The organism is Pseudomonas azerbaijanoccidentalis (assembly GCF_019145495.1).
GTDB classification, from domain to species: Bacteria; Pseudomonadota; Gammaproteobacteria; order Pseudomonadales; family Pseudomonadaceae; genus Aquipseudomonas; species Aquipseudomonas azerbaijanoccidentalis.
This window is the reverse complement of sequence record NZ_JAHSTU010000011.1, coordinates 189,326-215,371: the sequence shown is the minus strand read 5'-3', so window position 1 is coordinate 215,371 and position 26,046 is coordinate 189,326. Positions and strand designations below refer to the sequence as shown.

Below are 26,046 nucleotides of genomic sequence, written 5' to 3'. Positions count from 1 at the left end.
GGAGCCAGCCTGCTGGCGAAGGCGTCCGGTCAGTCGGCATCATCATTTAATGACAAAACGCAATCGCGAGCAGGCTCTCTCCTACAGGGTGCGGGGCCGACCCTGGATTTTTCGGAGGTCAGCCTGACGCTGGGTCGCACGACAATCCTCGACAAGGTCACCTTTCAGGTTCAACCCGGCAGCGTGCATGCACTGGTCGGCCCCAACGGTGGCGGCAAGAGTTCGCTGATCAAGACCTTGCTGGGGCAAATGCCGCATCAGGGCCGCCTGAGCCTGCAATGGCCGGGCGAACCGGGGACGATCGGCTACGTGCCGCAAGCCCTGGAATTCGACCGTGGTTTACCAATGACCGTCGACGATTTCATGGCCGCCATGTGCCAGCGACGTCCGGCATTTCTCGGCTTGAGCAAGCACTATGCGGCAGCGATTGGCGAGGCCCTGGAGCGGGTCGGCATGCAGGACAAACGCAAGCGGCGCATGGGCGCGCTGTCCGGGGGCGAGCGTCAGCGCGTGTTGTTGGCCCAAGGGTTGATTCCGGCGCCGCAATTGCTGGTGTTAGACGAACCGATGTCGGCGCTGGATGAAGCCGGGATTCAGGTGTTCGAGCGCTTGCTCGGCGACTGGCGCGCGGCGGGCATCACGGTGTTGTGGATCGAGCACGATCTGGAAGCCGTCGGGAGACTGGCCGATCACGTCACCGGCCTCAATCGCCGGGTGCTGTTCGACGCCACGCCGAAACTGGCGCTGACGCCGGATCGTCTGCTGACCCTGTTTTCGACCCATCCACGGAGCGCTGCCTGATGAGTTACGAAGCCTTTCGTTTGATGGTCCAAGGCTGGGCCTCGTCCGGGTACCTGCCTGAAGCGCTGGCCTATGGTTTTGTGGTCAACGCGCTGCTCGCCGGTTTGTTGATCGGCCCGGTGCTGGGCGGTCTGGGCACGTTGGTGGTGGTCAAGCGCTTTGCGTTTTTCTCCGAAGCGGTGGGCCACGCGGCGCTGACCGGCGTCGCCATCGGCATCCTGCTCGGCGAACCCTACACCGGGCCTTACGGCAGTCTGTTCGGTTACTGCCTGCTGTTCGGCATCCTGCTCAACTACCTGCGTAACCGTACTGGCCTGGCGCCGGACACCTTGATCGGCGTGTTCCTCTCGGTGTCGCTGGCGCTGGGCGCGAGTCTGCTGCTGATTCTGGCGGGCAAGATCAACGTGCACATTCTGGAAAACGTGCTGTTCGGTTCAGTACTGACCGTCAACGGCAATGACCTGCTGGTGCTGGCCATCGTCGGTTCGCTGGTGATGGCCCTGGCCCTGCCGTTGTACAACCGCATCATGCTTGCCAGTTTCAACCCACAACTGGCGGCAGTACGCGGCGTGGCCGTGAAGTCGCTGGATTACCTGTTCGTGATTCTGGTGACGCTGATTACCGTTGCCGCGGTGAAAGTCATCGGCGCGATCCTGGTCGGTGCGCTGCTGGTGATCCCGGCTGCGGCGGCACGCTTGCTCAGTCAATCGTTGAAGGGCTTTTTCTGGTGCTCGGTGCTGATCGCCACGGTCAGCACGCTGTGCGGGATTCTCGCGCCGATCGTCTTCGACCTGCCGATCCCGTCCGGTGCCGCGATCATTCTGGTGGCCGGTATCGCCTTCGCCCTGGCCGCCATCGCGCGCGGCGTTGTCCCCAGCCTGAAAGGGAACCTTGGATAAATGACTTTTTCTCTACGCCAATTGACCCTCGCGGTCGCCCTTTGCGGGCTGGCCACAACGTCCTTCGCCGCCGACAACGGCAAACCGCTACGCGTGCTGGCCTCGTTGCCGATCACCTACGGTTTGGGCGAAGTCCTGCTCAAAGGTACCGATGTCAAACTCGAGCGCGCCGCACCCGACAACCTACCCGGCAGCCGGCAGACCGCTTACTTCACCGGCCGTGGCGCTCCGGCACTGGCCAAACTGGCGACCGATGCCGACGCGGTGATTGGTCTGCGTTCGTTGTGGGCGGATGATCCGCTGTACCCGATTTCCCGACGCAGCAACATCCGCATCGTCGAAGTCGACGCCGCCCGCCCGGTGGACGGCGCGCTGCCTGGCATCGCCGTGCAGCCCGACAACAAGGTCGAGGGGTTGAACAGCCAGCCGTGGCTGGCGAGCAATAACATGGGACGCATGGCGGACGTGATGGCGGCGGATCTGGTGCGTCTGGCGCCTAACGCCAAGCCTGCGATCGAGGCCAACCTGGCGGCGCTGAAACAGCGTTTGCTCAAGCTCAGTGCTGACAGCGAGGCACGCCTGGCAGCCGCCGATAACCTCAGCGTGATGAGCCTGAGCGATCACTTCGGCTATCTGATTGGCGGTCTGAATCTTGAGCTGGTTGGTCAGGATGCAAGGCCGGATGCCGAGTGGACGCCTGAGGCGCTAAAGGCATTGGCTGCGACGCTGAAAGATAATGACGTGGCAGTGGTGTTGCACCATCGCCAGCCTTCGGACGCGCTTAAAGCGGTTATCAGCGAAGCCGGGAGTCGATTGGTGGTGTTGAGTGTCGACGCAGCTGATCCAGTGGCCGAACTGGAGGGGGATGTGGATTTGGTGATCAAGGGGTTGAGTGGTTGACCTCAGGCCCCTGTGGGAACCAGCCTGCTGGCGATAACGGTCTGACGCTGATCTGAATCCACGGATGTATCACGCTTCAATGTAGGAGGTGCCGAAGGCTCGGGCCGCGTTCGGACGATCTTTTGATCTTGCTTCCAAGAACAAATCAAAAGATCGCAGCCTCGTTGCACTCGACAGCTCCTACAGGGATCTTCGCTGACCAGCCACAAAAAACCCGCTGACCGTCACCAGTCCAGCGGGCTTTTTTTGCTCACATGCTTAGTGAGCGACGGCCTGCTCATCCATCTTCTGGCGCAAGCTCAGCGGACGCATGTCCGTCCAGGTTTCCTCGATGTACGCCAGGCATTCCTTTTTCAGCCCGCTTTTGCCCACGGTGCGCCAACCTTCCGGCACGGCCTTGTAGTCAGGCCAGATCGAGTATTGCTCTTCGTGGTTGACCACGACCTGAAAGAGGATGTCCTCGCGGTCGAATACTGATGTCATGCTGTTTCTCCATCACGGTAGGGAGGGCTGCACGCTGCGTGCAGCCGCTATGTAGAAGGAACGTTCCGGCGCCCGAAAAATTTAAAGCCCGGTGGATGCAGCGGCCAACGCCCGGCCGAAAATCTCGGCGACGCGGTCGATTTCTGCGGCGGTGATCACCAGTGGCGGCAGGAAGCGCACCACCGCGCCGTGGCGGCCACCCAGTTCCAGGATCAAGCCACGCTTGAGGCATTCGCGCTGCACCAGCGGCGCCAAACGCGCAAAGGCCGGCGGATGGCCCAGTGCGTCCAGCGCACCCGCTGGGTCCACCAGTTCGACACCGAGCATCAAGCCACGACCGCGAATGTCGCCCAGCTGCGGAAAGTCGCGCTGCAAGATGCGCAAGTGTTCGCTCAAGCGCTCGCCCATGGCGGCAGCGTGTTCGCACACCTTGTGCTCGACCAGATAACGCATCACCGCAGAACCCGCAGCCATGGCCATCTGATTGCCACGGAACGTGCCGGCATGGGCGCCCGGCAGCCAGGTGTCGAGCCAATCGCGGTAGACCACCACCGCCAGTGGCAGGCTACCGCCGATGGCCTTGGACATCACCACCACGTCTGGAATGATTCCGGCATGCTCGAAGGCAAACATCTTGCCGGTGCGGGCAAAACCGCTCTGGATCTCGTCGACGATCAGCGCCACGCCAGCCTTTTCGGTAATCCGGCGCAAACCGCGCAACCAGTCCAGATCAGCCGGGATCACCCCGCCCTCGCCCTGCACCACTTCGACGATCACGGCGGCCGGCAATTGCACGCCGGCCTCCGGATCATTCAACAGGGTTTCGAGGTAATTGAGGTTGGCCTTGATCCCCTGCGCACCGCCCAGCCCGAACGGGCAACGGTATTCGTACGGGTACGGCATGAACTGAACGCCATTGCTAAGCAAGGCGCCCAAGGGTTTTTTCGGCCCCAGGCTGCCCATCAGGCTCAGCGCCCCCTGGCTCATGCCGTGGTAACCGCCCTGGAACGACAGCACGGTGCTGCGACCGGTGGCCGTACGGACCAGTTTCAGCGCAGCTTCCACGGCGTCGGTGCCGGTCGGGCCGCAGAACTGGATCTTCGCTTCGGCCGCCAGCTCGGGAGGCAACAGCCCGAACAGGTCTTGAACAAACTGGTCCTTGACCGGCGTGGTCAGGTCCAGGGTGTGCAAGGGCAACTCGTCAGCCAGCACTTGCTGAATGGCCTCGATCACCACCGGATGGTTATGCCCCAACGCCAGGGTGCCGGCGCCGGCCAGGCAATCGATGAACGTGCGACCTTCGACGTCTTCGACATGGATGCCCTTGGCGCGTTTCAGTGCCAGGGGAATGCGTCGAGGGTAGCTACGGGCGTTGGACTCCTGCTGGCTCTGACGGGCCAGCAACGGCGATTCATTGAACTGATACAGCGTCTCGGTCGGGGCGACCCGGGCCGGCTGATCTTCGATAAGGCTGGTAGCGACTGACATCTCTCGACCCCTCAATAAGGTTTTCCTGTTCTGGAAACGCATCAGGGGCTCGGGGATTTAGACCTCAGGCAAGGCTTTGTGCATGGGGATGGCAGCGAGGCCCGCTACCGTCAACGTTTCGGCGTGCGTCTGGTAACCCAGTCGCCGATAAAAGGCTTCGCCGGTACGCGTGCTGTTGAGCCGTGCATGGCGCAACCCGTGACCCACCAACCAGCCTTCGAGATCGCGCACCAGCGCTTGACCGGCGCCACGACGAAACCACTCCGGCAGTACATAGCAGAACGCAACCTGGCCATCGTTCGAAGCCATCGCCACGCCGACCGGTTTGTCCTGCAACAGGGCGACATTGAGGTACAGGCGCTGATCCGTCAGCCAACGCTGGATGTGTTCGTGGGTTTGATTCTGAGTCCAGGCCGCAACGGTTTGTGGATGGTTGCGATGGTCAAGCGCGCAGCCGACGCGGATGGAACGCTCAATGATGCGGCTGATGATGCCGGCGTCTGCCGGGGTGGCGTTGCAGGTGTGTACGGATGCTTCCATGACGCGGTCACCTCAATCCATGAGTGTGAGGAACGATAGTCGTGGGAGGTCGGGGCGGCCAATGGAGAACAGTTACCATTGATGAGCGACATGGCTTCATGTAGGAGCTGCCGATGGCTGCGATCTTTTGATCTTAAAAACAAAATCAAAGATCGCAGCCTTCGGCAGCTCCTACAGGGGTTTGCGAGTCGGTCAGACCGGTTGCAACGGCATGGTCAGTTCAACCCTTAGCCCATCCTGTCGGCTGTCGAAATGCAGCGTGCAACCACAGCGCTGGACGATGGCCTGGACAATCGCCAGGCCGAGGCCGCAACCGGTGCTCTGGCCGTTGCGCCAGAAGCGTTGGGTCAGGTGTTGCAGGTCGTCTTCAGCAATCCCCGGCCCGTGGTCGCGAACCACAAATTGCACACGGTTGCCGGTGGTTTGCAGGCTCAACTCCACCTCGCCGTCACCGGGCGTGTGGCGCAAAGCGTTGTCCAGCAGGTTGCGCAGCGCGGCAATCGACAGCACCGCCGGCATTTGCACCGGCGCCGGGGAGACGCTGGCCGGCAGTTGGAATTTGATGCGCTGGCGATCACCGCCGGCAGCATCCTGAATCGCCAGTTTCGCCACTTGCTCGGCGCTGCATTGCACACCATCGTCGAACGACAAACTGCCCTCGACCCGGGCCAGCAACAACAATTGCTCAAGCGTACGGTGCAGGCGGTCTGCGCCCTCCTCCGCACGGGCCAGGGACTGGTCCCGGGCCGCGCCATCGGTCATGCGCGCCACTTGCAGGTGGGTCTTGATCGCGGTCAGCGGGCTGCGCAACTCGTGCGCTGCATCTCCGGTCAGCCGACGCTCGCGCTCAATGGTCTTGCCGATTCGCTGGAACAACTGGTTTTGCGTATCCAGCAACGGCTGCAATTCACTCGGCAACGGCTGCACCTGCAACGGCTCCAGAGAATCGGCACTGCGCCGCATCAAGGCATCGCGCATGCGATTGAGCGGCGCCAACCCCTGGCCGATGCCCAGCCATAGCAGGCACAGGCAACCGAGCAACGCCACACCCACTGGCACCGAAGCGGCCAGCAGGATCGACATGTTCAACGCCTCACGCTCGATCTGCCGATCCGCCGTGGTAATGCGCAGATCGCCTCGGGCCAGGGTGAAACTGCGCCACGGCGCGCCGTCGATCATCTGGTCGTGGAAGCCCATTTTCTCGGCCTCCAGCGTTTGCCCCGGATCGCTGTGACTGCGGGCGAGGATTTCGCCGCGCAACGAGCTGACCTGACACGCCATACCGCCGGGAATGTTCAGCTGCTCGGCACTGAAATGCGTGCCCTCGCCCTTGCTCGGCACCGGCGGCAATTGCTCCATCAGCCCGGCGACCATCCGCGCCGAAGCCACCAGACGCTGGTCGAGCGAGAACATCATCTGATTACGCAGGTCACTGAGCATCCAGGCCGCGGCCAGCGCCCAGATCAGCGCAAACGCGGCGCCGAGCGTCAGGCTCAGGCGTAAACGCAAACTCATCACTTCGATTGATCTCCGCCATCCGCCGGCCCCAGGCGATAACCCAGGCCGCGCACCGTTTCAACAATGCCTTTGCCCAGTTTGCTGCGCAGGTGATGGATATGGACGTTGAGGGCGTTGCTTTCCAGTTCGTCATTGAAACCGTAGACGCTGTCTTTGAGCTGCTCGGTGGACAGCACCCGGCCACGGTTGTGCAGCAAGGCTTGCAACAGCGATTGTTCGCGACGCGAGAGGTCCACTGGCTGGCCGGCGAGCGTGGTTTCACGACTGCTCGGGTCGTAAGTCAGAGCCCCGTGCTCGATCAGGTTGACGCTGCGCCCGGCCACTCGTCGCAACAACGTGTGCAAACGTGCGGCAAGCTCGCGCAAGTCGAAAGGCTTGAGCAGGTAGTCGTCGGCACCGGCCTGCAGCCCATCGACACGGTCGGTGACCGAGTCCCGGGCGGTGAGGATCAGCACCGGCAGTTCCAGACCATTGTGGCGCAACTGCTGCAACAACTTGAGGCCGTCTTCGTCGGGCAAACCGAGGTCGAGCACCATGACGTCGAACTCCGCCACCTTGAGCATCGCCCGGGCCGCCGACGCGGCGGCCACGTGCTCCACGGTCAGGCCTTGTGCGGTCAGGCCGGCGACGATGCCGCTGGCGATCAACTCATCGTCTTCGCAAACCAGTACGTGCATGGGCGCTCCAAGAGTAAAAACCCGAGTCAAACACCTGTGGATTAAGGCGCAATTATGGCAAGGAGACAGACGGACGAACAGCGCCGAAAAGCCCCAGCACATCCGCCGCGCCCGAAAGCGCGTTTGCAGGAAAACGCAACGTCAATATTCCCAACTAGCTTAGAAACAAATAGCCAATAAAAACACCTACAAATCAAACAAGTAAAAACGCTAATCTCGCATCAACTTCGAAACCCGAAAACAGTACAACTCGAAGTAACTCACTAATTTAATTCTCTGAAAGGATTCAGTTCATGCCAGAACTTAAAAACTTCGTAGCCGTCGATTGGCGCTCCGGAAAAGACCGTTGCTATTTCTTTTTCAAGGACAGCAACACGTATACCCGATTTGATATGAGTGACAACAAAGTCCCGAATGGTTATCCAACCCTTGTCAATACCACCAGCTGGGGCAGCTTTCACTCCCATGTCAAGAACTTGCGTTTTGGTTTCACCACCACCGACCTCCTGAGTGAAAACCAATGGAGCGTCGACGACGACTACTTATGGCTTTTTTACTATGACAACTTCATCCCTATGGTATGTAAATACGACCAGGATGAAGACAAGGTAATACGGAGCTATCCTGTTGCGGATTCGGAATGGCGTAAAATCTTGCCGTACTTTGATCGTATTGTCGCAGGTACGTGGTGGCGTACATATGCTCCCGGAATAACGGGCAAGTTTCGATTCCTCCTGAGTGATGGTAACTCACTGATGCTCGACTGGAACTTACCACAACGCATGCCAAATTCTAATGAGGGCATACATACCTTGAAGTGGGAGGCCATTACCAACAAAACCTGGCCTGGACTTGAGCCCTATAAGGATCGAATCATTACAGCCGTACAAAATGATGGGACATTAGCCGACAGTCGCTACTACATCTTCCTGACTGGCAATCAATACATCCGTTACAACATCCAAGAGAACCGGGCAGAAACCGGCCCAGTCGATGTCAACGATGAAACATGGCCCGGGCTGTTGAGAGACTGACCCCTGAGCCGACGTCCGATGTCGATGACAAGTCATGGCATGGATTGCTGAAAAACTGACTTTGCAGCAAGGCCCGCTTGTTCCAAGTGGGTCTTACTGGATGCCTCGAGCGGTTAATCACGGGTTAATCGCCGCCCTCCACAGTGCCCCCACTTGTGAAGGGATAAGGCTTGCCCATGCGTCAATTGTTTGTATTTTTCGCTCTCCTGGTGTCAGGTCTGGTTCATGCGGGGACCAATCCATTCGAGACCAAACCCGAGTTTATGCCCGTCGACAAGGCGTTCGTTTTCACTTCCGAACGCCTGGAATCCGGTGAAACCCAGCTCTTCTGGCAGATTGCCGACGGTTATTACCTTTATCAGAAACGGCTGAAGTTCGACGGCCTGCCTGCCGATCAGCAGCCTGCGTTGCCGCCGGGCGAAGCTCACAGCGACGAGTTTTTCGGTGAACAGCAGGTTTATCGCCAAGGCCTTGAGTTGAAGATTCCGGCCGGCGCCAGTGGTCAGGTCAAGGTGAGTTATCAAGGCTGTGCCGATGCAGGGTTGTGTTATCCGCCGCAAACCCGGGTCGTGGACCTGGGCAACGCCAACGCCCTGAACACTACCAATGAAGCCCCGGATCAGGCCCTGGCCAGTAATCTGCAACAACGCGCACTGGGCTGGAGCCTGCTCGTATTCTTCGGCCTGGGTCTGCTGCTGGCCTTCACCCCGTGTTCATTGCCGATGCTGCCGATTCTGGCCGGGTTGATCGTTGGCAGCGGTGCTTCACCCAAGCGCGGTTTGGCCCTGGCCGGCAGCTATGTGGTGAGCATGGCGCTGGTGTATGCGGCGATGGGTGTGTTGGCGGCGTCGCTTGGGGCGAACCTGCAAGCCTGGTTGCAAAATCCTTGGTTGCTGGGCAGTTTCGCGGCGATTTTCGTGCTGTTGGCGTTGCCGATGTTCGGCTTTTTCGAGCTGCAATTGCCGGTGGCGGTGCGTGACCGCCTGGAAAACGTCTCGCGCAACCAACGTGGCGGCAGCCTGATCGGTGCGGGTCTGCTGGGCGCGCTCTCCGGCCTGTTGGTCGGGCCGTGCATGACCGCTCCGCTGGCGGGTGCCTTGCTCTACATTGCGCAGAGCGGCAATGCCTTGCACGGTGGCTTGATTCTGTTTGCCATGGGCATCGGCATCGGTGTGCCGCTGCTGTTGCTGGTGACCGTCGGTAATCGCTTCATGCCCAAGCCTGGCGCCTGGATGAATCTGGTCAAAGGCATTTTTGGCTTCCTGTTCCTCGCCACGGCGTTGCTGATGTTGCGCCCGGTGCTGGACCAAACCCTTTGGGTCGGTTTGTGCGGAGCGTTGCTGCTCGTTGCGGCCTACAGCGCCTGGAAGCAATCGGACGGTTTCGGTCGCGTGGCGCATCTGTTCGGCGCCACTTCGTTGTTGCTGGGCCTGTGGGGCAGTCTGCTGGTGGTCGGCGCGGCGGGCGGCAGTGATGACCTGTTCAAGCCGTTGCAGGTTTACCGCGCCTCGAACACAGCGGTTGCGGCTGTGCCGGTCGGTCATGACGCCTTCACCACCGTCAAGGATCCGCAAGCCCTGCAACGCGAGCTCGATGCAGCGCAGGCGCAGGGCCAGTGGGTGTTGCTGGATTACTACGCCGACTGGTGCGTGTCGTGCAAGGTCATGGAAAAGCAGGTGTTCGGTAAAGCCAAAGTGCTCGAAGCGTTGAGCGACGTGCGCTTGCTCCGACTCGACGTCACCGCCGACAATGCCGCCAGCCGCGAATTGCTGGGCCGTTACAAAGTGCCAGGACCACCGAGTTTGTTGTGGATCGGTGCCGACGGCGTTGAACGTCGCAGCCAGCGCATCACCGGCGAGGTCGATGCCGATACTTTCCTGCAACGCTGGACCACCACCCGAGATGCCCGTTAATGCTGACATTTACCCTCGGCACCTTTGCCATCGCCCTTAACCACCTGCTGCTGATCAGTGCATTGGCGCTGGCGACGTTTGTCGGCTGGCGGGTGGCCAAACGTGGTGGTGATAACCCCGAGTCGGTACTGTTCAGCCTGTTTCTGATCGGCATGCTCGCGGCACGAATCGCTTTTGTCGCGATGTACTGGACCCACTATCGCAACGATCCCTGGCAAATAATCGATCTGCGGGACGGCGGTTTCCTCGCTTGGCCCGGCGTGATTGCGCTGATGCTCGCCAGCGTTTACCGGGGCTGGCGTCGACCGGGGCTGCGCCGACCGCTGGGCTTTGGTGTGGCCAGCGGCCTGGCGTTCTGGTTGCTGGCAACGTTCTCCTTGAGCATTTATGAACAAGGCACGCGCCTGCCGGAAATCACCCTGCGCAATGCCGCCGGTGAAACCGTGCAACTGGCTGACTACAAGGGTGGTCCGCTGGTGATCAACTTGTGGGCCACCTGGTGTCCGCCATGTCGCCGGGAAATGCCGGTGCTGGAGAGCGCCCAACAACAACGCCCTGACCTGACCTTCCTGTTCGTCAATCAGGCCGAAAGCATGCAAAGCGTCGCGACGTTTCTGGAAACCCAGGGCCTGAGCCTGTCCAACGTACTGTTCGACGGCAGCGGTCGTTTGGGTCAGGCCGTCGGTTCCATGGCTTTGCCGACTACGCTGTTCTATAGCCCCGACGGTCGTTTACTGGGCAGCCATTTGGGCGAACTGTCACAAGCCAGCCTGGCCCGCGCCCTGGAAAATTTCGACAACGTACCTGCCACCTCTTCAAGGAAACTGCCATGCCCCGCCTCCGCCACCTGCTGACCCTGAGCCTGGGTGCCGCCCTGCTGCACCTGCCATCGGTGCAGGCCGAAGAGCTGCCCGAAGCGATCAAGAAGATTGAAGCCAAAGGCGCGAAGATTGTCGGTCAGTTCGATGCGCCGGATGGCTTGCGCGGGTATGCCGCGCAATACCAGAACCGTGGCATGGCGCTGTACCTGACGCCGGACGGCAAGCACGTGCTGCTGGGTAATCTGTACGACGCCGAAGGCAATGACCTGAGCAGCGCGCCGTTGCAAAAACTGGTGTATGCGCCGATGTCCAAGGAAGTCTGGGCCAAGATGGAAGCGAGCAACTGGATTGCCGACGGCAACAAGGATGCGCCGCGTATCGTCTACATGTTCAGCGACCCCAATTGCCCGTACTGCAACATGTTCTGGGAACAGGCGCGTCCATGGGTCAAGGCCGGCAAGGTGCAGTTGCGCCACATCATGGTCGGCATCATCCGCGAGGACAGCCCCGGCAAATCCGCTGCACTGCTCGCCGCCAAAGACCCGCAAAAGGCCCTGCAAGACCACGAAGCGGCCGGCAAGGGCAGCTCGCTCAAGGCCTTGAAGGAAGTGCCGCCGGCGATTCAGGCGAAATTGGCAGCCAACATGCAGTTGATGGAGGACCTGGAGCTGCAAGCTACCCCGGCGATTTTCTATATGGACAGCAAGGGTGAACTGCAACAGCAGCAAGGCGCGCCGTCGCCGGACAAGTTGGCGAAGATTCTCGGGCCGAAATAAACAAGATCAAAAGATCGCAGCCTGCGGCAGCTCCTACAGGGTTCACCCGATCCCGAAGGCTCGGGCTGCGTTCGGACGATCTTTTTCCCCGAACTACGCTGGATTGCGCTCAGCCAAAAATGCCAGCAACGCTTGAGTGACAAACCCCGGATTTTCCAGATTGGAAATATGCCCCGCCTCCGGCACCAGAACATACGGGCAACCAATCAACCCGGCCATTTCCTGCGTTTCACTCGGTGGCCGCGGTTTGTCCTGATCGCCGCACATCACCAGCGTGGTCGCGGCATTCAATTCCCCCAGACGCGGCAACAGATCATCACGACCAAAGGTAATCCGCCCCATCGGCACGATGCTTTCGCGCAAGCGCTCCGGTGGTAGTGCAGCCAGTTTGGCGCGGAAATCCTGATACAGCGCTGACTGTGGGTCGATGCCCGGTCGGAAGAAAATCGGCACCACGATATCGAGCAGTTGCGGCGCGATCACGCCGGTTTCTTCAATCATCTTGAACAGCGAAAAGTAGTACTGGCGGGTCGGTTCCGGTTCGACACCGACGTAGGTGTCCATCAGCACCAGCCCGTTGAGCCGTTGCGGCGCCGACAACGCCAGGCGCACGCCCCACATGCCACCGACCGACAGCCCGACCAATGTGACGCGGTCGATATCCAGATGATCGAGCAGCGCCAAGGCCTGGCGCGCCACATCGTCCAGCGACGTCGTACCTTCAGGCAACCGTCCGGACTCACCGTGGCCCCACAGGTCCAGGGCAATCACGCGATATTGCTGCGACAACGCGGCCATCTGCGGCGCCCACATCGCCTGGTCCCACAGGTAACTGCCGGCCAACAAGACGGCCGGGCCGCTGCCTTGGTCAATGTAGTGCAGGGGTTGTCCGTCAATCGTTACGAAGGGCATCGAATGTCTCCGCTGGTGAAAATGGAGCAGGAAGACTGAGCGGCTGACGCGTCGCAGTCAATCACACTAATGTATGCGTCTGTACAACCGCCATCGCTGGCAAGCCAGCTCCCACAGGGATCAATGTTGTTCACACTTTATGTGTCCACCACTGCATCTTGTGGGAGCTGGCTTGCCAGCGATGAGGCCAGCTCGGACGCTAGAGAATCAAAGCCCCTCCAGCTCCGCCATCAAGTCATTCAAGCGATCCACCTTCTCCTCGGTGATATCACTGGCCGCCAACCCGCCAATGTACCCGGCCAGTTCTTCCACCGTGCTGCACTCGAACATCGCCCGCAGCGGCACATCCCGTTGCAGGGTTTTCTGCACCCGCGAGGCAATCTGCGTGGCCAGCAGCGAATGCCCGCCCAGCTCGAAGAAGTTGTCGCGCACACCGACCTTCTCCACCTTCAGCACTTCGGCCCAGATGGCGGTCAGGGTCTGCTCCAGTTCGTTGCGTGGCGCTGCATAGTCCTGACTCTGCAACTGGCCGATCTCCAGCGCCGGCAGGGCCTTGCGGTCCAGTTTGCCGTTGGCGTTGAGCGGCATTGTGTCGAGCCATAGCCAGTGCAGCGGCACCATGTACTCCGGTAGTTCGGCACGCAGGCGTTGCTTGATGCGCTCCAGGCGTTCGGCTGGGTTGAGCGCTGAATCCGCTGCCACCAGGTAGCCGACCAGGTGTTTACCGTTCGCACCTTCCTGCACACCCACCGCCGCATCGCGAACTTCCGGTTGCTCATGCAGACGCGCTTCGATTTCACCCAGCTCGATGCGGTAACCGCGAATTTTCACCTGATGGTCGATGCGTCCGACGTATTCCAACACACCGTCGCTGCGACGCCGCGCCAGGTCACCGGTGCGATACAGACGATCGCCCGGTGCGCCAAACGGGTTGGGCACAAACACCTGGGCGGTGCGCAACGGATCGCTGACGTAACCGCGCCCGACCCCGGTACCGGCCACGCACAACTCGCCCACCGCACCCAGCGGCACCAGTTCCAGCGCGCCATCGAGCAGGTACAAACGGTTGTTGTCGGTCGGCGTACCAATCGGCAGATAGCTGCCGCGAGTAGACGCCATGTCGACGCGGAAGAACGCCACGTCATCCGAGCATTCCGCCGGACCATAGGCATTCACCAAGCCGATATCTGGATAACGCAGCAACCACTGGTGCGCCAGTTCCGGCGGCATCGCCTCCCCCGTCGGCAACATCCAGCGCAGGCCGTCGAGGCTCATGCGTTCCTGGGCGAGCATGCCCTGGATCAGCGACGGCACGCTTTCCAGCACGGTGATGCCCTGGCTCTGCACATGCGCCAACAAACCTTGCGGATCATGGGCGATGGTGTTCGGCACGATATCGACCCGCGCGCCGAACAACGGTGCGGCGAGGAACTGCCAGACCGAGATGTCGAAGCTTTGCGAAGCGGTCTGCGCGATCACGTCATCCTCGCTCAGGTTCAGGTACGGCACCTTGCTCAATTGGTTATTGAGCATGCCGCGCTGTTCGACCATCACCCCCTTGGGCAAGCCGGTGGAACCGGAGGTGTAGATCACGTAGGCAAGGTTGTCCGGGCCGCTGTAGATGCCCGGATTGAGCACCGAAACATCACTGGCCTGCACCTCTTCCCAGACCAACAGCTTGGGTCGATTGGCACAACCGAACGCCTCCAGCAACGCCACGGCTTGTTCATGACACGCCTCGGTGCAGACCAGCAACGGCGTACGGCTCAGATCAATGATGCGGCTCAGGCGCTGGCTTGGCAGGCCCGGGTCCAACGGCAGATAACCGGCCCCGGCCTTGAAGCTGCCGATGATCATGCCGAGCAAATCAAGATTACGTTCGGCCAACAACGCGACCGGTTGATCAAGCCCGACACCGGCAGCCATCAGCGCATGGCCGAGTCGGTTACTGCGCTGATTCAGTTCGGCGTAACTGTGTTGCTCAGCCAGACAACTGGCGGCGATGCGCTGCGGATGTTCGGCGACCTGTGCCTCGAACAAACTGACGTAGCTCTGCTCCAGCGGATAGTCATGCTCGCTCTGGTTGCAACCTTGGATCAGGAAATTCTGTTCCTCGGCACCCAGCAACGGCAAGTCAGCCATGTCACCGTGGAACCCTGCGACCAACGCCAGCAACAAACGCTTGAACTCACCGAGCATGCGCTCGACGGTGTTTTCATCGAAGTAACGCTGGTCGTACGACAGGTGCAAACCCAGGTCATCGCCCGGATAGCACACGGCCGTCAGCGGGAAGTTGGTGTGCGTGCGGCCCGAATCGGAGGTCGCGTTGAGGCTCTGCGCGTGGTCCAGCACCGAGGTTTCCACCGGGGCATTTTCGAACACGAACAGGCTGTCGAACAGCGGCTGGCCCTTCGGCAACTCGCTCTGCTCCTGGATATTCACCAGCGGCAGGTATTCGTACTCACGCAGTTGCATGTTGTTGTCGAGCAAGCCGCTGAGCCAGTGGCGCACGCTGCAACGCTGATCGTCTTGCGGCATTTTCACCCGCAGCGCGACGCTGTTGATGAACAATCCAACAGTGCGTTGCATCTGCGGCATGTCCACCGGACGCCCGGCCACCGTCACGCCAAACAACACGTCACGATCACCGCTCAAACGCCGCAGCACCAAGGCCCACGCGGCTTGGGCGAAAGTGTTGATGGTCAGCTGATGGGCCTGGGCCAGTTCACGCAGTTGCGCACCGTCGCGAGCGTCGAGTCGCGTATAGCGGTCGCCGACGATCATGCCGCCGCTGTCGCCCGCGTGCTCGCGCAGGAATGGACGGTCGCTCGGGATCGGCGTGGTCCGTTCGAAGCCTTGCAGGTTGGTTTTCCACCACTGTCGCGCTTCGGCCAGACTCTGGCGTTGCAGCCAGCCAATGTAGTCGCGATAACGCGGCGGCACGGCCAGTTGCGCGTCACGGCCTTCGCCGAGGGCGCTGTAGATTTCGAAGAAATCGTTCATCAACAGCGAACGGCACCAGGCATCGATGAGGATGTGGTGGTTGCTCATCATGAACCAGTAGCGCGCCGCACCCACGCGAATCAGGCGTAAATGGAACGGTGCATGATTGAGCAGATCGAACCCGGCTTCACGCTCGGTCTTGAGCAAGGTTTGCAGCTTCGGTTCCTGCTCGGCATCGGCGATACCGCTCCAGTCGAGGTACTCGATCGGCGTGCTGCCCGGCTTGTGGATAACCTGCAGCATGTCTTCGCCGACGTTCCAGCAGAACGATGCGCGCAAGGCTTCGTGGCGGGCGATCACCGCTTGCCAGGCCTGGGCGAAACGCTGCGGGTCGAGCTCACTGTTGATGCGATAGCGATCCTGCATGTAGTACAGGCCGGTGCCGGGTTCCAGCAAGGTGTGCAGGAGCATGCCTTCCTGCATCGGGGTCAGCGGGTAAACGTCCTCGATGATCGCAGGCGGAATCGGCAGCGCATCCAGTTGCGCCTGGTTGAGTCGGGCCAACGGGAAGTCCGAGGGCGTCAGGCCCACGGCATCGTCACGCACGCAATGGGCGATCAGGCTCTGCAACTCGCCAAGGTACGCGTCCGCCAGATCGTTGATGGTGTGTGGATCGTAGCGCTCGGCGCTGAAGGTCCAGCGCAGGACCAGTTCCCCGCCGTAGACCTGGCTGTCGACACTCAACTCATTAGGCAGCGGCGCATTGGCATCGTGGGCCGCGCCGATGGCTTCATCCAGCGGATGGAACAGGGCATCGGCAGCAAAACTCTGGTCGAACTGACCGAGGTAGTTGAAAGTAATCGGCGCCACCGGCAACTGGGCCATGCTCTGGCGACTCGGGTCATCGGCCAGATAACGCAGCACGCCATAGCCCAGACCTTTGTGCGGCACGGCGCGCAGTTGTTCCTTGATCGCCTTGATCGAAGCGCCCTGCCCGGCGGCTTCTTCAATGTTCGACGGGGTCAGGCGCAGCGGGTATGCGCTGGTGAACCAGCCGACGGTGCGGGTCAGGTCGATCTCGTCGAACAGCGCTTCACGGCCATGGCCTTCCAGTTGAATCAACACTGAGGCGTGACCGCTCCAGCGGCACAGCACGCGGGCCAATGCGGTCAGCAACAGATCGTTTACTTGAGTGCGATAAGCGCTCGGCGCCTGTTGCAGCAACTGCCGGGTACGCTCGCTGTCGAGGCGCACGCTGACGGTTTGCGCATGGCGATTGTGCCGACCGCCCTCGGGGCGATCACACGGCAAATCGACGCTCGGCCCGGCCAATTGCGCCTGCCACCAGCTCAGCTCTTCACGCAGGGATTCGCTGCCGGCATACGCTTGCAAGCGTGCCGCCCAGTCCTTGAAGGCGCTGGTTTTCGCCGGCAACTTCACCGACTGCTGCGCATCGAGTTGGCGATATACGGTTTGCAGATCGTCGAGCAGCACGCGCCAGGAAACGCCATCGACCACCAAGTGGTGAATCGCGATGAACAAGCGTTGCTGGCCCTCCGGACCATCGACCAGCAGCGCACGCATCAATGGTCCCTCTGCGAGGTCGAGGCTGCGCTGGGCATCGGCGAACAGCGCCGCGCACTTGTCCATCGACGCAACGCGCACCTGCCACAACACCGGCGCATCGGAAATCGCCTGATGTACGGCGTGCCATTGGCCCGCCACGTTACTGAAGCGCAGGCGCAATGCATCGTGTTGCTCGATCACCGCCAGCAGCGCTTGCTCCAGACGATGGGGTTCCAGCGGCGCAGTCGGTTGCAGCAACAGCGCCTGGTTCCAGTGTTGGCGTTGTGGAATCTCGGTGTCGAAGAACCAGTGCTGGATCGGCGTCAGTTGCGACTCACCGCTGAGCAAGCCTTGCTCGGCGGTGATCTGCTCGGTGCGGGTTGCCACGGTGGCGAGGGCCTGCACGGTCTGGTGCTGGAACAGGTCGCGTGGGCTGAAATGAATGCTTTGCTGCCGCGCACGGCTGACCACCTGGATCGACAGGATCGAGTCACCGCCCAGTTCGAAGAAGTTGTCGTTCAGACCCACCTGCTCGACGTTGAGCACTTCGCACCAGATCTGCGCCAGTGTGAGTTCAAGCTCGTTGCTCGGCGCCACGTACTGCTGACGATTCAGTTCTGGGTCCGGCGCCGGCAGTGCGCGGCGGTCGAGTTTGCCGTTGGCGGTCAGCGGCATGCTGGCCAGCAGGATCAGGTGCGTGGGCACCATGTAGTCCGGCAGTTGCGACTTCAGATGCGCCTTGAGGGCTTCGCGCAACTCAGCCTGTTGCGCTTCGCCAAGCGCTGCGACGTCGCTCACCAGATAGCCAACCAATTGTTTGCCGCTAGGTGCATCGAGCGCCAACACCACGGCCTCACGGATCGATTGGTGCTCCAGCAGACGGGTTTCAATTTCCCCGAGTTCGATGCGGAAACCACGGATTTTCACTTGATGGTCAATACGCCCGAGGTATTCCACCAGACCATCGGCGCGCTGTCGCACCAGGTCGCCAGTGCGGTAGATGCGTCCGCCCTTGTCCGAAAACGGATCGGCGACAAAGCGTTCCGCCGTCATCCCCGGACGCTGGTGATAACCCTGCGCCAGGCCCGCGCCACCGACGTACAACTCACCGGTCGCGCCTTGCGGAACCAGCGCCAGATCGGCGTCGAGAATGTACGCCACGCGATCGCCGATCACGCTGCCGATCGGCACGCTGCCCAGGCCTTCTTCCAACACTTCAGGCGCCAGACTGGCCAGCGGCATGACCACGGTTTCGGTCGGGCCGTAAGCGTTGAAGAACAGACTCGGTTTGAACGCTGCGCGAATCCGCGACAGGTGCTCACCAGTCAGCGCTTCGCCGCCGGTGATGATCATGCGCACCGGCAGAATCTCGTTTCGAGTCGCCAGCCATTGCGCCAACTGGCTGCCATAGCTCGGGGTGAAACCGAGGACGTTGATCTGATGGGTGCGGATCAGACCGCAAATTTCTTCGGCATCCCATTGGCCCTGCGCACGCAGCACCACTTGCGCACCGCTCAACAAAGGCACCAGCAAACGCTCGGTGGCGGCGTCAAAGTTGATTGAATAAAAATGCAGTTCGCAATCGTCCGGGCGCATGCCAAAGCGCTCGATCACAGCGCGGCAGTGCATGGCGATTTCGCCGTGGGACACCACCACGCCTTTCGGTTTACCGGTGGAACCCGAGGTGTAGATCAGGTACGCCTGATGTTGTGGCAGGCTGATAAACGGCAGCTCGGTGGCCGGGTAATTGGCCAGCGCGGCCGCGTCTTCTTCCACACACCAGCGGCCGACATTGGACGGCAATTCATCAAGGGCTTTGAACATTGCCGCGTCGCTCAAGAGCAAGCCAACGCCACTGTCTTCGATCATGTAATGCAAACGGTCGAGCGGGTACTCCGGGTCCAGCGGCACATAGGCGCCACCGGCCTTGAGGATGGCCAGCAAGCCGACGACCATTTCCAGCGAACGCTCAAGCGCCAGGCCCACGCGCACCTGCGGCCCGACACCGCGTTCGCGCAGCATCCACGCGAGGCGATTGGCGCGGCTGTCGAGTTCGGCATAGCTCAGGGTTTGCCCGGCGAAGGTCAGCGCCGGCGCATCGGGACGCGCCAGTGCCTGCTCGCTGAACAGGTGATGGATGCACTGGTCCAGACGATGCTCGCCCGGCTCCACGCCGAGGCTGTCGAGCAGGTTTATTTGTTCCTCGGCGGCCAGCAACGGCAGTTCACTGAGACGCTGTTGCGGATCGGCAATCAGTGCCTCCAGCAGGTTGCGCCAATGTGCGGCCATGCGCGCAATGCGCGGTTCGTCGAACAGATCGGTGCTGTAGGTCAGGCAGCAACCGAGGCGATGGTCGAGGTCGGTGACTTCCAGGTTGAGGTCGAACTTGGTCGCCCGGGCATCGTTGGCCAGGTACTCGACGGTCATGCCGGCCAGAGTTCGGCTCTGCTGAAACTCCCAGCGCTGCACATTGCACATCACCTGGAACAACGGGTTGTAAGCGGCACTGCGCGGTGGTTGCAAGGCTTCCACCAGGTGATCGAACGGCAGGTCCTGATGGGACTGGCCTTCGATGACCGTGTGGAGAACCTGCTCGAACAACTCGCCCACGGACATCTGCCCGTCGAGCTGGCAACGCAAGACCTGAGTGTTGAGGAATGCGCCGATCAACCCTTCGCTTTCCGGGCGAATCCGGTTGGCCACCGGCGCGCCGATGCGCAGGTCAGTCTGGCCGCTGTAGCGATACAAAAGCGTGGCCAGCGCGGCGGTCATGGTCATGAACAGGGTCAGGCCATTTTGCGCGTTGAAGGCACGGACCCGTGCCGCGAGGTCATCGCTCAAGTCGAAACGGTACAACTCGCCCTGATGGCTTTGCACCGGTGGGCGTGGACGATCGGCCGGCAACTCCAGCAACGGATGTTCGCGGCCCAGTTGCGCGGTCCAGTAGTCGAGTTGTCGCTGACGTTCGCCGGATTCCAGCCACTGACGCTGCCACACGCTGTAATCCAGGTATTGCACCGGCAGCGGCGCCAACGGCGATTCACGGTCATCAACGAAGGCTTCGTACAGCGCACTCAGTTCACGGGCGAAAATATCCATCGCCCAACCTTCGGTGACGATGTGGTGCAAGGTCAGCACGAAGTAGTGTTCCTGCTCGGCTGTCTTGACCAGACACGCACGCAACAGCGGCCCGGTTTCCAGATCGAACGGCTTGTGTGCTTCATCATCAGCCAGTTGCTGCACTTGCCACTCGCGGCCGTCGGCTCCCAGTGCGGTGAAGTCCTTCCAGTCCATGCGCACGCCGGTTTCGGCATGCACTTGTTGACGCGCCACGCCGTCGACACTCGGGAACGTGGTGCGCAGGGTTTCATGGCGCAGGATCAGCGCTTGCAATGCGGCTTCGAATCGCCCGACATCCAGCGCTCCGCGCAACCGCGCCATACCGCCGACGTTGTAGGCCGGGCTGTCCGGTTCCATCTGCCAGAGGAACCACATGCGCTGCTGGGAATAGGACAGGGGCACCGGTTGGCTGCGGTCGACTTTGTTGATCGGCGGTTGTTTGTTGGTGCTGCCGCTGGCCTGAATCAGGCGCACCTGTTCGGCAAACGCGCCCAGCTCACTGTTCTCGAACAGCGCTCGCAGCGGCAACTCGACGTCGCAGGCCTGACGGGTGCGGGAAATGATTTGCGTGGCCAGCAGCGAGTGGCCGCCCAGGGCAAAAAAATCGTCGTGCAGGCCGACTTGCGCCAGGCCCAGCACGTCGCGCCAGATGCCGGCGATCTGTTGCTCCAGTTCAGTCACGGGCTCGACGTGTTCGCGAACCTGCCACTGCGGTTCCGGCAAGGCGCGGCGGTCGAGTTTGCCACTCGGGCTGAGGGGCATTTCGTCCAGGCGCATCAGTTGTGCCGGGACCATGTATTCAGGCAGTTCAGCCGCCAAGGCGTTTTTCAGGCGTGCGGTTTGCGCGTCGATGGGTTCGGCGCAATCGCTGCTGGTGTAGTAACCGATCAGTTGTCCACCGGCCGACGTTTCGCGCACCAGCACCACGGCTTGGGCGACGCCTTCCTGGGCCAGCAGGCGCGCTTCGATTTCTTCCGGTTCGACACGGAAGCCACGCAGCTTGACCTGCTGATCGAGGCGCCCGAGGTATTCGATCACGCCATCGGCAGTCCAGCGCGCACGGTCGCCAGTGCGGTACAAACGCGCGCCCTGCTCGCCCAGGGGATCAACGACAAAACGTTCGGCGGTCAGGCCCGGACGGCCGAGATAGCCACGGGCCAGACCGATACCGCTGATGCACAACTCCCCCGGCACACCGGCCGGTACGGGGTTGAGATCGCTGTCGAGAACCCGGCAAATCACATTGCCCAATGGCCGGCCAATCGGCGAGCGCTCGCCATCGGCACGGCTGCAGTGCCAATGGGTGACGTTGATCGCGGTTTCAGTCGGGCCGTAGCGGTTGTGCAGTTGCGCCGCTGGCAGTTGCTCCAGCACGCGGTTGCGCAGTTCGGCGGGCAAGGCTTCGCCACCGGAGAACACCCGACGCAGGCTGGTGCATTCAGCCGAGAGCGGTTCGTCGATGAACAACGCAAGCAGCGGCGGCACGAAGTGCAACGTAGTCACGCCATATTGCTGCACCAATTGCGCGATGCGGTGCGGATCACGGTGTTCACCGGGGCCGGCAATCAGCAGGCGTGCGCCGGTAATCAGCGGCCAGAAGCATTCCCACACCGACACGTCGAAACTAATCGGCGCCTTTTGCATCAGCACGTCAGTGTCGTTCAGGCGATAGGTGTTCTGCATCCATTGCAGGCGCTCGGCGAGGGCCGCGTGGGTGTTGCCGACCCCTTTCGGTTGCCCGGTGGAGCCGGAGGTGTAAATCACGTAGGCGAGGTTGTCGCCGTGCAGGTGCAAGCCCGGCGCATGGCTCGGCCAGTTTTCCAGATGCAAGGCGTCCATGGCGATCACGCAGACGCCTTCAGTCGCCGGCAGGCGCTCGAGCAAATGGGTTTGCGTCAGCAGCAAATCGACGCCGCTGTCGCTGAGCATGTAGGCCAGACGCTCGGCCGGGTAATCCGGATCGAGTGGCACGTAGGCGCCGCCGGCCTTGATGATCGCCAACAGGCCGATCAACAGTTGCGGCGAGCGCTCGCAGGCGATGGCCACACAGACGTCCGGCCCGACACCTTTGTCGCGCAGATAATGGGCCAGGCGATTGGCCTGGGTGTGCAGCTCGGCAAAGTCCATTTGGCCGCCGTCCCACAACAGCGCGGTGTGCTCCGGGGTGTGGCGCGCCTGTTCGTTGAGCAGTTCGGGCAGCCATTGGCTGGCTGGGGAGCACGGTGCAACGGACCAGTCGGCTTGCTGATCGTGTTCAGCGACGGTCAGCAGATGCAGGTCGCCGAGGGCGGTTTGCGGTTGCTCACAAATGGCGCGCAACAGGTTACTGAAATGTTCGGACAGCCGTTCGATGGTCGCCGTATCGAATAACTCGCTGGCGTAGTCGAAGGACAGGCTCAGGCGACCGTTACGGTCTTCTTCGCTGTGCAATTGCAAATCGAACTTGGCTTCGCGGCTGTGCCAAGGCAGCTCTTCGGCCAGCAACCCCGGCAGGCGTTTCAACGCACCGAGGTCCCGTTGCTGATGGTTGAACATGACCTGAAACAGGCCTTGTTCCCGGGTCTGGGGGAAGGCTTCGAGCAGTTGTTCGAACGGCAGGTCCTGATGCGCTTGGGCGCCTAACGCCGCATCACGGGTTTGCGCCAGCAACTGAGTGAACAGCTGCCGCGAATCCAGCTCGGCACGCAGCACCTGGGTGTTGATGAAGAAGCCGATCAGGCCCTGGGTTTCCAGGCGCGGGCGGTTGGCGTTGGGGACGCCGATGCGAATGTCACGCTGACCACTGTAGCGGTGCAGCAACGTCTGGAACGCTGCCAGCAACAGCATGAAGGAAGTCGATTCATGGGCCTGGGCGGTCTGGCGAATCGTCTCGCTGAGAGAGGCGTCCAGACGCACGGTGTGGCGCGCGGCGCTGTGCAGTTGTTGTGCCGGGCGCGGATGATCGGTGGCCAGGTTCAGGGTCGGATGTTCGTCGCCCAACTGGTTTCTCCAGTAGGCCAACTGACGTTCGCCCTCGCCTTGCGCCAGCCATTGGCGCTGCCAGCTGCCGTAGTCGGCGTACTGGATTGGCAGGGGCGCGAGCGTGGCTTGCTGCCCTTGGCAGGCCGCCGCGTATAACCGCGAGAATTCGTCGATCAACACGTTCAGCGACCAACCGTCGGCGATGATGTGGTGCATCGTCACCAACAGTTGATGCTCTTCGTCGTCAAGACGCACCAGCGTCACCCAGAACAGCGGCCCCTTCTCCAGATCGAACTGAGTCCGCGCTTCGTCCTCGCGAATTTGCTGTGCGCGGGCCTCACGCTCGGCGGCCGGCAGATCGCTGATGTCGATCAATTGCAAGTTGAACTCGGCAGCCGCTACCACCTGTTGCAGCGCCACGCCGTCACGTTCGAAGAACCGCGTGCGCAGGGATTCATGGCGCTCGATCAACTGTTGGAAACTGGCGCGCAAGGCGTCTTCATTCAGTTCGCCGCGCAAACGCAAGGCACCGGGAATGTTGTAGGCGCTGCTTTGCGGGTCGAGTTGCCAGGTGATCCACAGGCGGTTCTGCGCCAAAGACTGCGGCATCGGTTGATGGCGCGAGAGCACAGTGATCTCACCTTGGGCCAGGCCACCGTCCTGCTGCAGTCTGGCGACCGCATCTGCAAACGCGCCGAGGGTTGGCGCCTCGAACAGCAGCCGCAGATTCAGTTCCAGCGCCAGCTCTTCACGCAGACGCGCCACCACCTGAGTGGCCGCAATGGAGTTGCCGCCGAGCAGGAAGAAGTGATCGTCGGCGCCCACCTCGGTGAGCTGCAGTTGCTCGCACCAGATCCGCGCGATCTGGTTTTGCAGCGCCGAGCCGGATTCGGCATTGCCCATGCTTTCGCTGGTTGCCGACGGGAACACCGCGTAACTGTCGAGGCTGCCATCGGCCAGACGATTGCGGCACGCCGAGCGCTGCAATTTGCCGCTGGAAGTCTTGGGCAGTGCGCCCGGATTGAGCAGCACCACCACGCTCGGTGCTTGCTGACAAGCTTCGGCGACGGCTTGGCGAATGGCTTTGATCAGCGCTTCGGGCGGCAGGATTTTCTGCACGCTGCGGCTGATTTCCGCAGCGATGCCGATGCCTTCCTGACCGTCCACATTGACCGCGAACGCAGCGACGCGCCCTTTGCGCACCACCTCGACTTCACGCTCGACGGTCTGCTCGATGTCCTGTGGATAAAGGTTATGGCCGCGCACGATCAGCATGTCTTTCAGGCGCCCGGTGATGAACAGCTCACCGTTGCGCATAAAGCCCAGGTCACCGGTGCGCAGCCAGGTGCGGCCCGCGTGCTGGACGAAGGTCTTGGCGGACGCTTCGGGATTGCGCCAATAGCCAAGGGCAATGCTCGGGCCAGCCGCCCAGACTTCGCCGACGCTATCGTCGGCCAGTTCAGCGAGCGACGTCGGGTCGACGATCAGCACGGCATGCTCCGGCTGACTGATGCCGCAACTCATGATCGCGCTGCCCTCACCCGCCTCGGCGCGGTTTTGCGTCAGCGCTTGGTCATCCACGCGCAGATTGCCGATGCCCTGGCCGCGCGGCGTACCAGCGACGAACAATGTGGCTTCAGCCAAACCATAAGACGCCATGAAGCTGTCTTGCGTGAAACCGCAGGCGGCGAATTTCTCGGCGAAGCGTTCCAGGGTGTCGAGACGGATCGGCTCGGAGCCGGAATACGCCACGCGCCAGCCGCTCAGGTCGAGGCGTTCCAGCGCCGAATCACTGACCCGCTCGCTGCACAGGCGATAGGCAAAGTCCGGCCCGCCGCTGATGGTGCCACCGTATTCGCTGATCGCCTCCAGCCAGCGCAGCGGCCGTCCGAGGAAGTACGCCGGCGACATCAACACACACGGCACGCCGCTGAAAATCGGTTGCAACAAGCCACCGATCAGGCCCATGTCGTGATACAGCGGTAGCCAGCTGACGATCACGTCGTCCGGATTGAGGTCGATGCCGAAGCCGTGACGGATCAGCAGTTCATTGGCCACCAGATTACCGTGGCTGACTTGAACGCCTTTGGGCAATGCCGTGGAACCGGAGGTGTATTGCAGGAAGGCGATGTGATCGTCTTGCAGATCCGCCGCGACCCAACGCTCGGCCAATGCGTTGTCGAGGGTATCGACACACAACAGCGGCGGCGCCCCTTCGATTTGCAACAAGGCATCGCGCAGACCGGCGCTGGTCAGCAACAGCCGCGGCTGCGCATCGCTGATGATCGACAGCAAACGCTCCTGGTGATGACGTTTGGCCGACTCCGGCGGATAGGCCGGCACGGCAATCACACCGGCATACAGACAACCGAAGAACGCCGCGACGTAATCCGGGCCACTGGGAAACAGCAACACCGCGCGGTCGCCAAAATCAGCCTCGGCTTGCAACGCGCCGGCAATCGTTCGCGCGCGTTGGTCCAGCTCGCGATAGGTGAGCACCACAGACTGGTCCTGGGTTTCGGCGAGAAAACGCAAGGCCACTCGATCCGGCGTCAGGGCCGCGCGGCGCTGAAGGGCTTGGACCAGTGTGCTGGGGAGTTCGAACGCGTCGGTCATGAGGTTTCCTGCCTGAATTCGGCTTGCAAGTGGAATCGGTTTTCTGACGTCGCGCCCCATTCGAGGGCGCGCAGGGCG

Annotated in this window: 13 protein-coding genes and 1 pseudogene; 7 read left to right on the top strand and 7 right to left on the bottom strand. The window is 61.5% G+C overall.

Features of this window, described 5'->3' with window-relative positions:
- The first annotated feature begins 62 nt into the window (after positions 1-62).
- The 3 genes and pseudogenes from KVG88_RS28335 (at position 63) to KVG88_RS28325 (ending at position 2,600) form a co-directional block, all read left to right on the top strand.
- Positions 63-801: pseudogene (locus tag KVG88_RS28335) on the top strand (metal ABC transporter ATP-binding protein).
- Positions 801-1,700: a metal ABC transporter permease gene (locus KVG88_RS28330; protein WP_033041974.1), complete on the top strand. Its 900-nt coding sequence runs from the start codon at positions 801-803 to the stop codon at positions 1,698-1,700. Before KVG88_RS28335 ends, KVG88_RS28330 begins: the two are co-directional and overlap by 1 nt.
- Positions 1,701-2,600 carry a metal ABC transporter substrate-binding protein gene (locus KVG88_RS28325; protein WP_150703735.1) on the top strand — a complete coding sequence of 300 codons (900 nt, stop codon included), beginning with the start codon at positions 1,701-1,703 and terminating at the stop codon, positions 2,598-2,600.
- A gap of 258 nt (positions 2,601-2,858) precedes the next feature.
- On the opposite strand, the gene KVG88_RS28320 is transcribed toward KVG88_RS28325, so the two are convergent.
- The 5 genes from KVG88_RS28320 to KVG88_RS28300 all read right to left on the bottom strand — a co-directional run bounded on the left by KVG88_RS28320 (position 2,859) and on the right by KVG88_RS28300 (position 7,306).
- Positions 2,859-3,083 carry an MbtH family protein gene (locus KVG88_RS28320; RefSeq protein ID WP_150703736.1) on the bottom strand — a complete coding sequence of 75 codons (225 nt, stop codon included), beginning with the start codon at positions 3,081-3,083 and terminating at the stop codon, positions 2,859-2,861.
- Positions 3,084-3,164: 81 nt separating this feature from the next.
- Complete coding sequence (locus tag KVG88_RS28315) at positions 3,165-4,571, bottom strand: aspartate aminotransferase family protein (RefSeq protein ID WP_217873352.1); 1,407 nt, start codon at positions 4,569-4,571, stop codon at positions 3,165-3,167.
- Positions 4,572-4,628: 57 nt separating this feature from the next.
- Positions 4,629-5,111: a GNAT family N-acetyltransferase gene (locus KVG88_RS28310; protein ID WP_217873351.1), complete on the bottom strand. Its 483-nt coding sequence runs from the start codon at positions 5,109-5,111 to the stop codon at positions 4,629-4,631.
- Positions 5,112-5,303: 192 nt separating this feature from the next.
- The gene (locus KVG88_RS28305; protein WP_217873350.1) at positions 5,304-6,629 is read right to left on the bottom strand and encodes an ATP-binding protein; all 1,326 of its coding nucleotides are present in this window, start codon (positions 6,627-6,629) and stop codon (positions 5,304-5,306) included.
- Complete coding sequence (locus KVG88_RS28300) at positions 6,626-7,306, bottom strand: response regulator (protein WP_217873349.1); 681 nt, start codon at positions 7,304-7,306, stop codon at positions 6,626-6,628. The genes KVG88_RS28305 and KVG88_RS28300 overlap by 4 nt, the downstream gene beginning before the upstream one ends.
- 293 nt (positions 7,307-7,599) lie before the next feature.
- Between KVG88_RS28300 and KVG88_RS28295 the strand changes: the two genes are divergently transcribed.
- The 4 genes from KVG88_RS28295 to dsbG all read left to right on the top strand — a co-directional run bounded on the left by KVG88_RS28295 (position 7,600) and on the right by dsbG (position 11,850).
- Positions 7,600-8,340: a hypothetical protein gene (locus KVG88_RS28295; RefSeq protein WP_217873348.1), complete on the top strand. Its 741-nt coding sequence runs from the start codon at positions 7,600-7,602 to the stop codon at positions 8,338-8,340.
- Between the two features lie 176 nt (positions 8,341-8,516).
- Positions 8,517-10,253, top strand: a complete 1,737-nt coding sequence (gene dsbD, locus KVG88_RS28290) for a protein-disulfide reductase DsbD (protein ID WP_217873347.1) — start codon at positions 8,517-8,519, stop codon at positions 10,251-10,253.
- Positions 10,253-11,107 (top strand): TlpA disulfide reductase family protein, encoded by an 855-nt coding sequence (locus KVG88_RS28285; RefSeq protein WP_217873346.1) that lies wholly within the window; start codon positions 10,253-10,255, stop codon positions 11,105-11,107. Before dsbD ends, KVG88_RS28285 begins: the two co-directional genes overlap by 1 nt.
- A complete protein-coding gene (gene dsbG / locus KVG88_RS28280) occupies positions 11,083-11,850 on the top strand; it encodes a thiol:disulfide interchange protein DsbG (RefSeq protein WP_150703743.1) in 768 nt (255 codons plus the stop codon). The genes KVG88_RS28285 and dsbG overlap by 25 nt, the downstream gene beginning before the upstream one ends.
- A 93-nt stretch (positions 11,851-11,943) precedes the next feature.
- Here dsbG and KVG88_RS28275 read toward each other — a convergent pair whose 3' ends face one another.
- Together KVG88_RS28275 and KVG88_RS28270 are read right to left on the bottom strand one after the other, a co-directional pair.
- A complete protein-coding gene (locus tag KVG88_RS28275) occupies positions 11,944-12,762 on the bottom strand; it encodes an alpha/beta fold hydrolase (RefSeq protein WP_150703744.1) in 819 nt (272 codons plus the stop codon).
- 207 nt (positions 12,763-12,969) lie between these two features.
- Positions 12,970-25,968, bottom strand: a complete 12,999-nt coding sequence (locus KVG88_RS28270) for a non-ribosomal peptide synthetase (RefSeq protein WP_217873345.1) — start codon at positions 25,966-25,968, stop codon at positions 12,970-12,972.
- Between the last annotated feature and the right edge of the window lie 78 nt (positions 25,969-26,046).

Bases quoted from the DNA above. Each gene is read 5' to 3' on its own strand.
- KVG88_RS28320 (WP_150703736.1), bottom strand. From the start codon at position 3,083: ATGACATCAGTATTCGACCGCGAGGACATCCTCTTTCAGGTCGTGGTC.
- KVG88_RS28325 (WP_150703735.1), top strand. From the start codon at position 1,701: ATGACTTTTTCTCTACGCCAATTGACCCTCGCGGTCGCCCTTTGCGGG.
- KVG88_RS28275 (WP_150703744.1), bottom strand. From the start codon at position 12,762: ATGCCCTTCGTAACGATTGACGGACAACCCCTGCACTACATTGACCAA.
- KVG88_RS28310 (WP_217873351.1), bottom strand. From the start codon at position 5,111: ATGGAAGCATCCGTACACACCTGCAACGCCACCCCGGCAGACGCCGGC.
- KVG88_RS28330 (WP_033041974.1), top strand. From the start codon at position 801: ATGAGTTACGAAGCCTTTCGTTTGATGGTCCAAGGCTGGGCCTCGTCC.
- dsbD (WP_217873347.1), top strand. From the start codon at position 8,517: ATGCGTCAATTGTTTGTATTTTTCGCTCTCCTGGTGTCAGGTCTGGTT.
- KVG88_RS28300 (WP_217873349.1), bottom strand. From the start codon at position 7,306: ATGCACGTACTGGTTTGCGAAGACGATGAGTTGATCGCCAGCGGCATC.
- KVG88_RS28295 (WP_217873348.1), top strand. From the start codon at position 7,600: ATGCCAGAACTTAAAAACTTCGTAGCCGTCGATTGGCGCTCCGGAAAA.
- dsbG (WP_150703743.1), top strand. From the start codon at position 11,083: ATGCCCCGCCTCCGCCACCTGCTGACCCTGAGCCTGGGTGCCGCCCTG.
- KVG88_RS28285 (WP_217873346.1), top strand. From the start codon at position 10,253: ATGCTGACATTTACCCTCGGCACCTTTGCCATCGCCCTTAACCACCTG.
- KVG88_RS28270 (WP_217873345.1), bottom strand. From the start codon at position 25,968: ATGACCGACGCGTTCGAACTCCCCAGCACACTGGTCCAAGCCCTTCAG.
- KVG88_RS28315 (WP_217873352.1), bottom strand. From the start codon at position 4,571: ATGTCAGTCGCTACCAGCCTTATCGAAGATCAGCCGGCCCGGGTCGCC.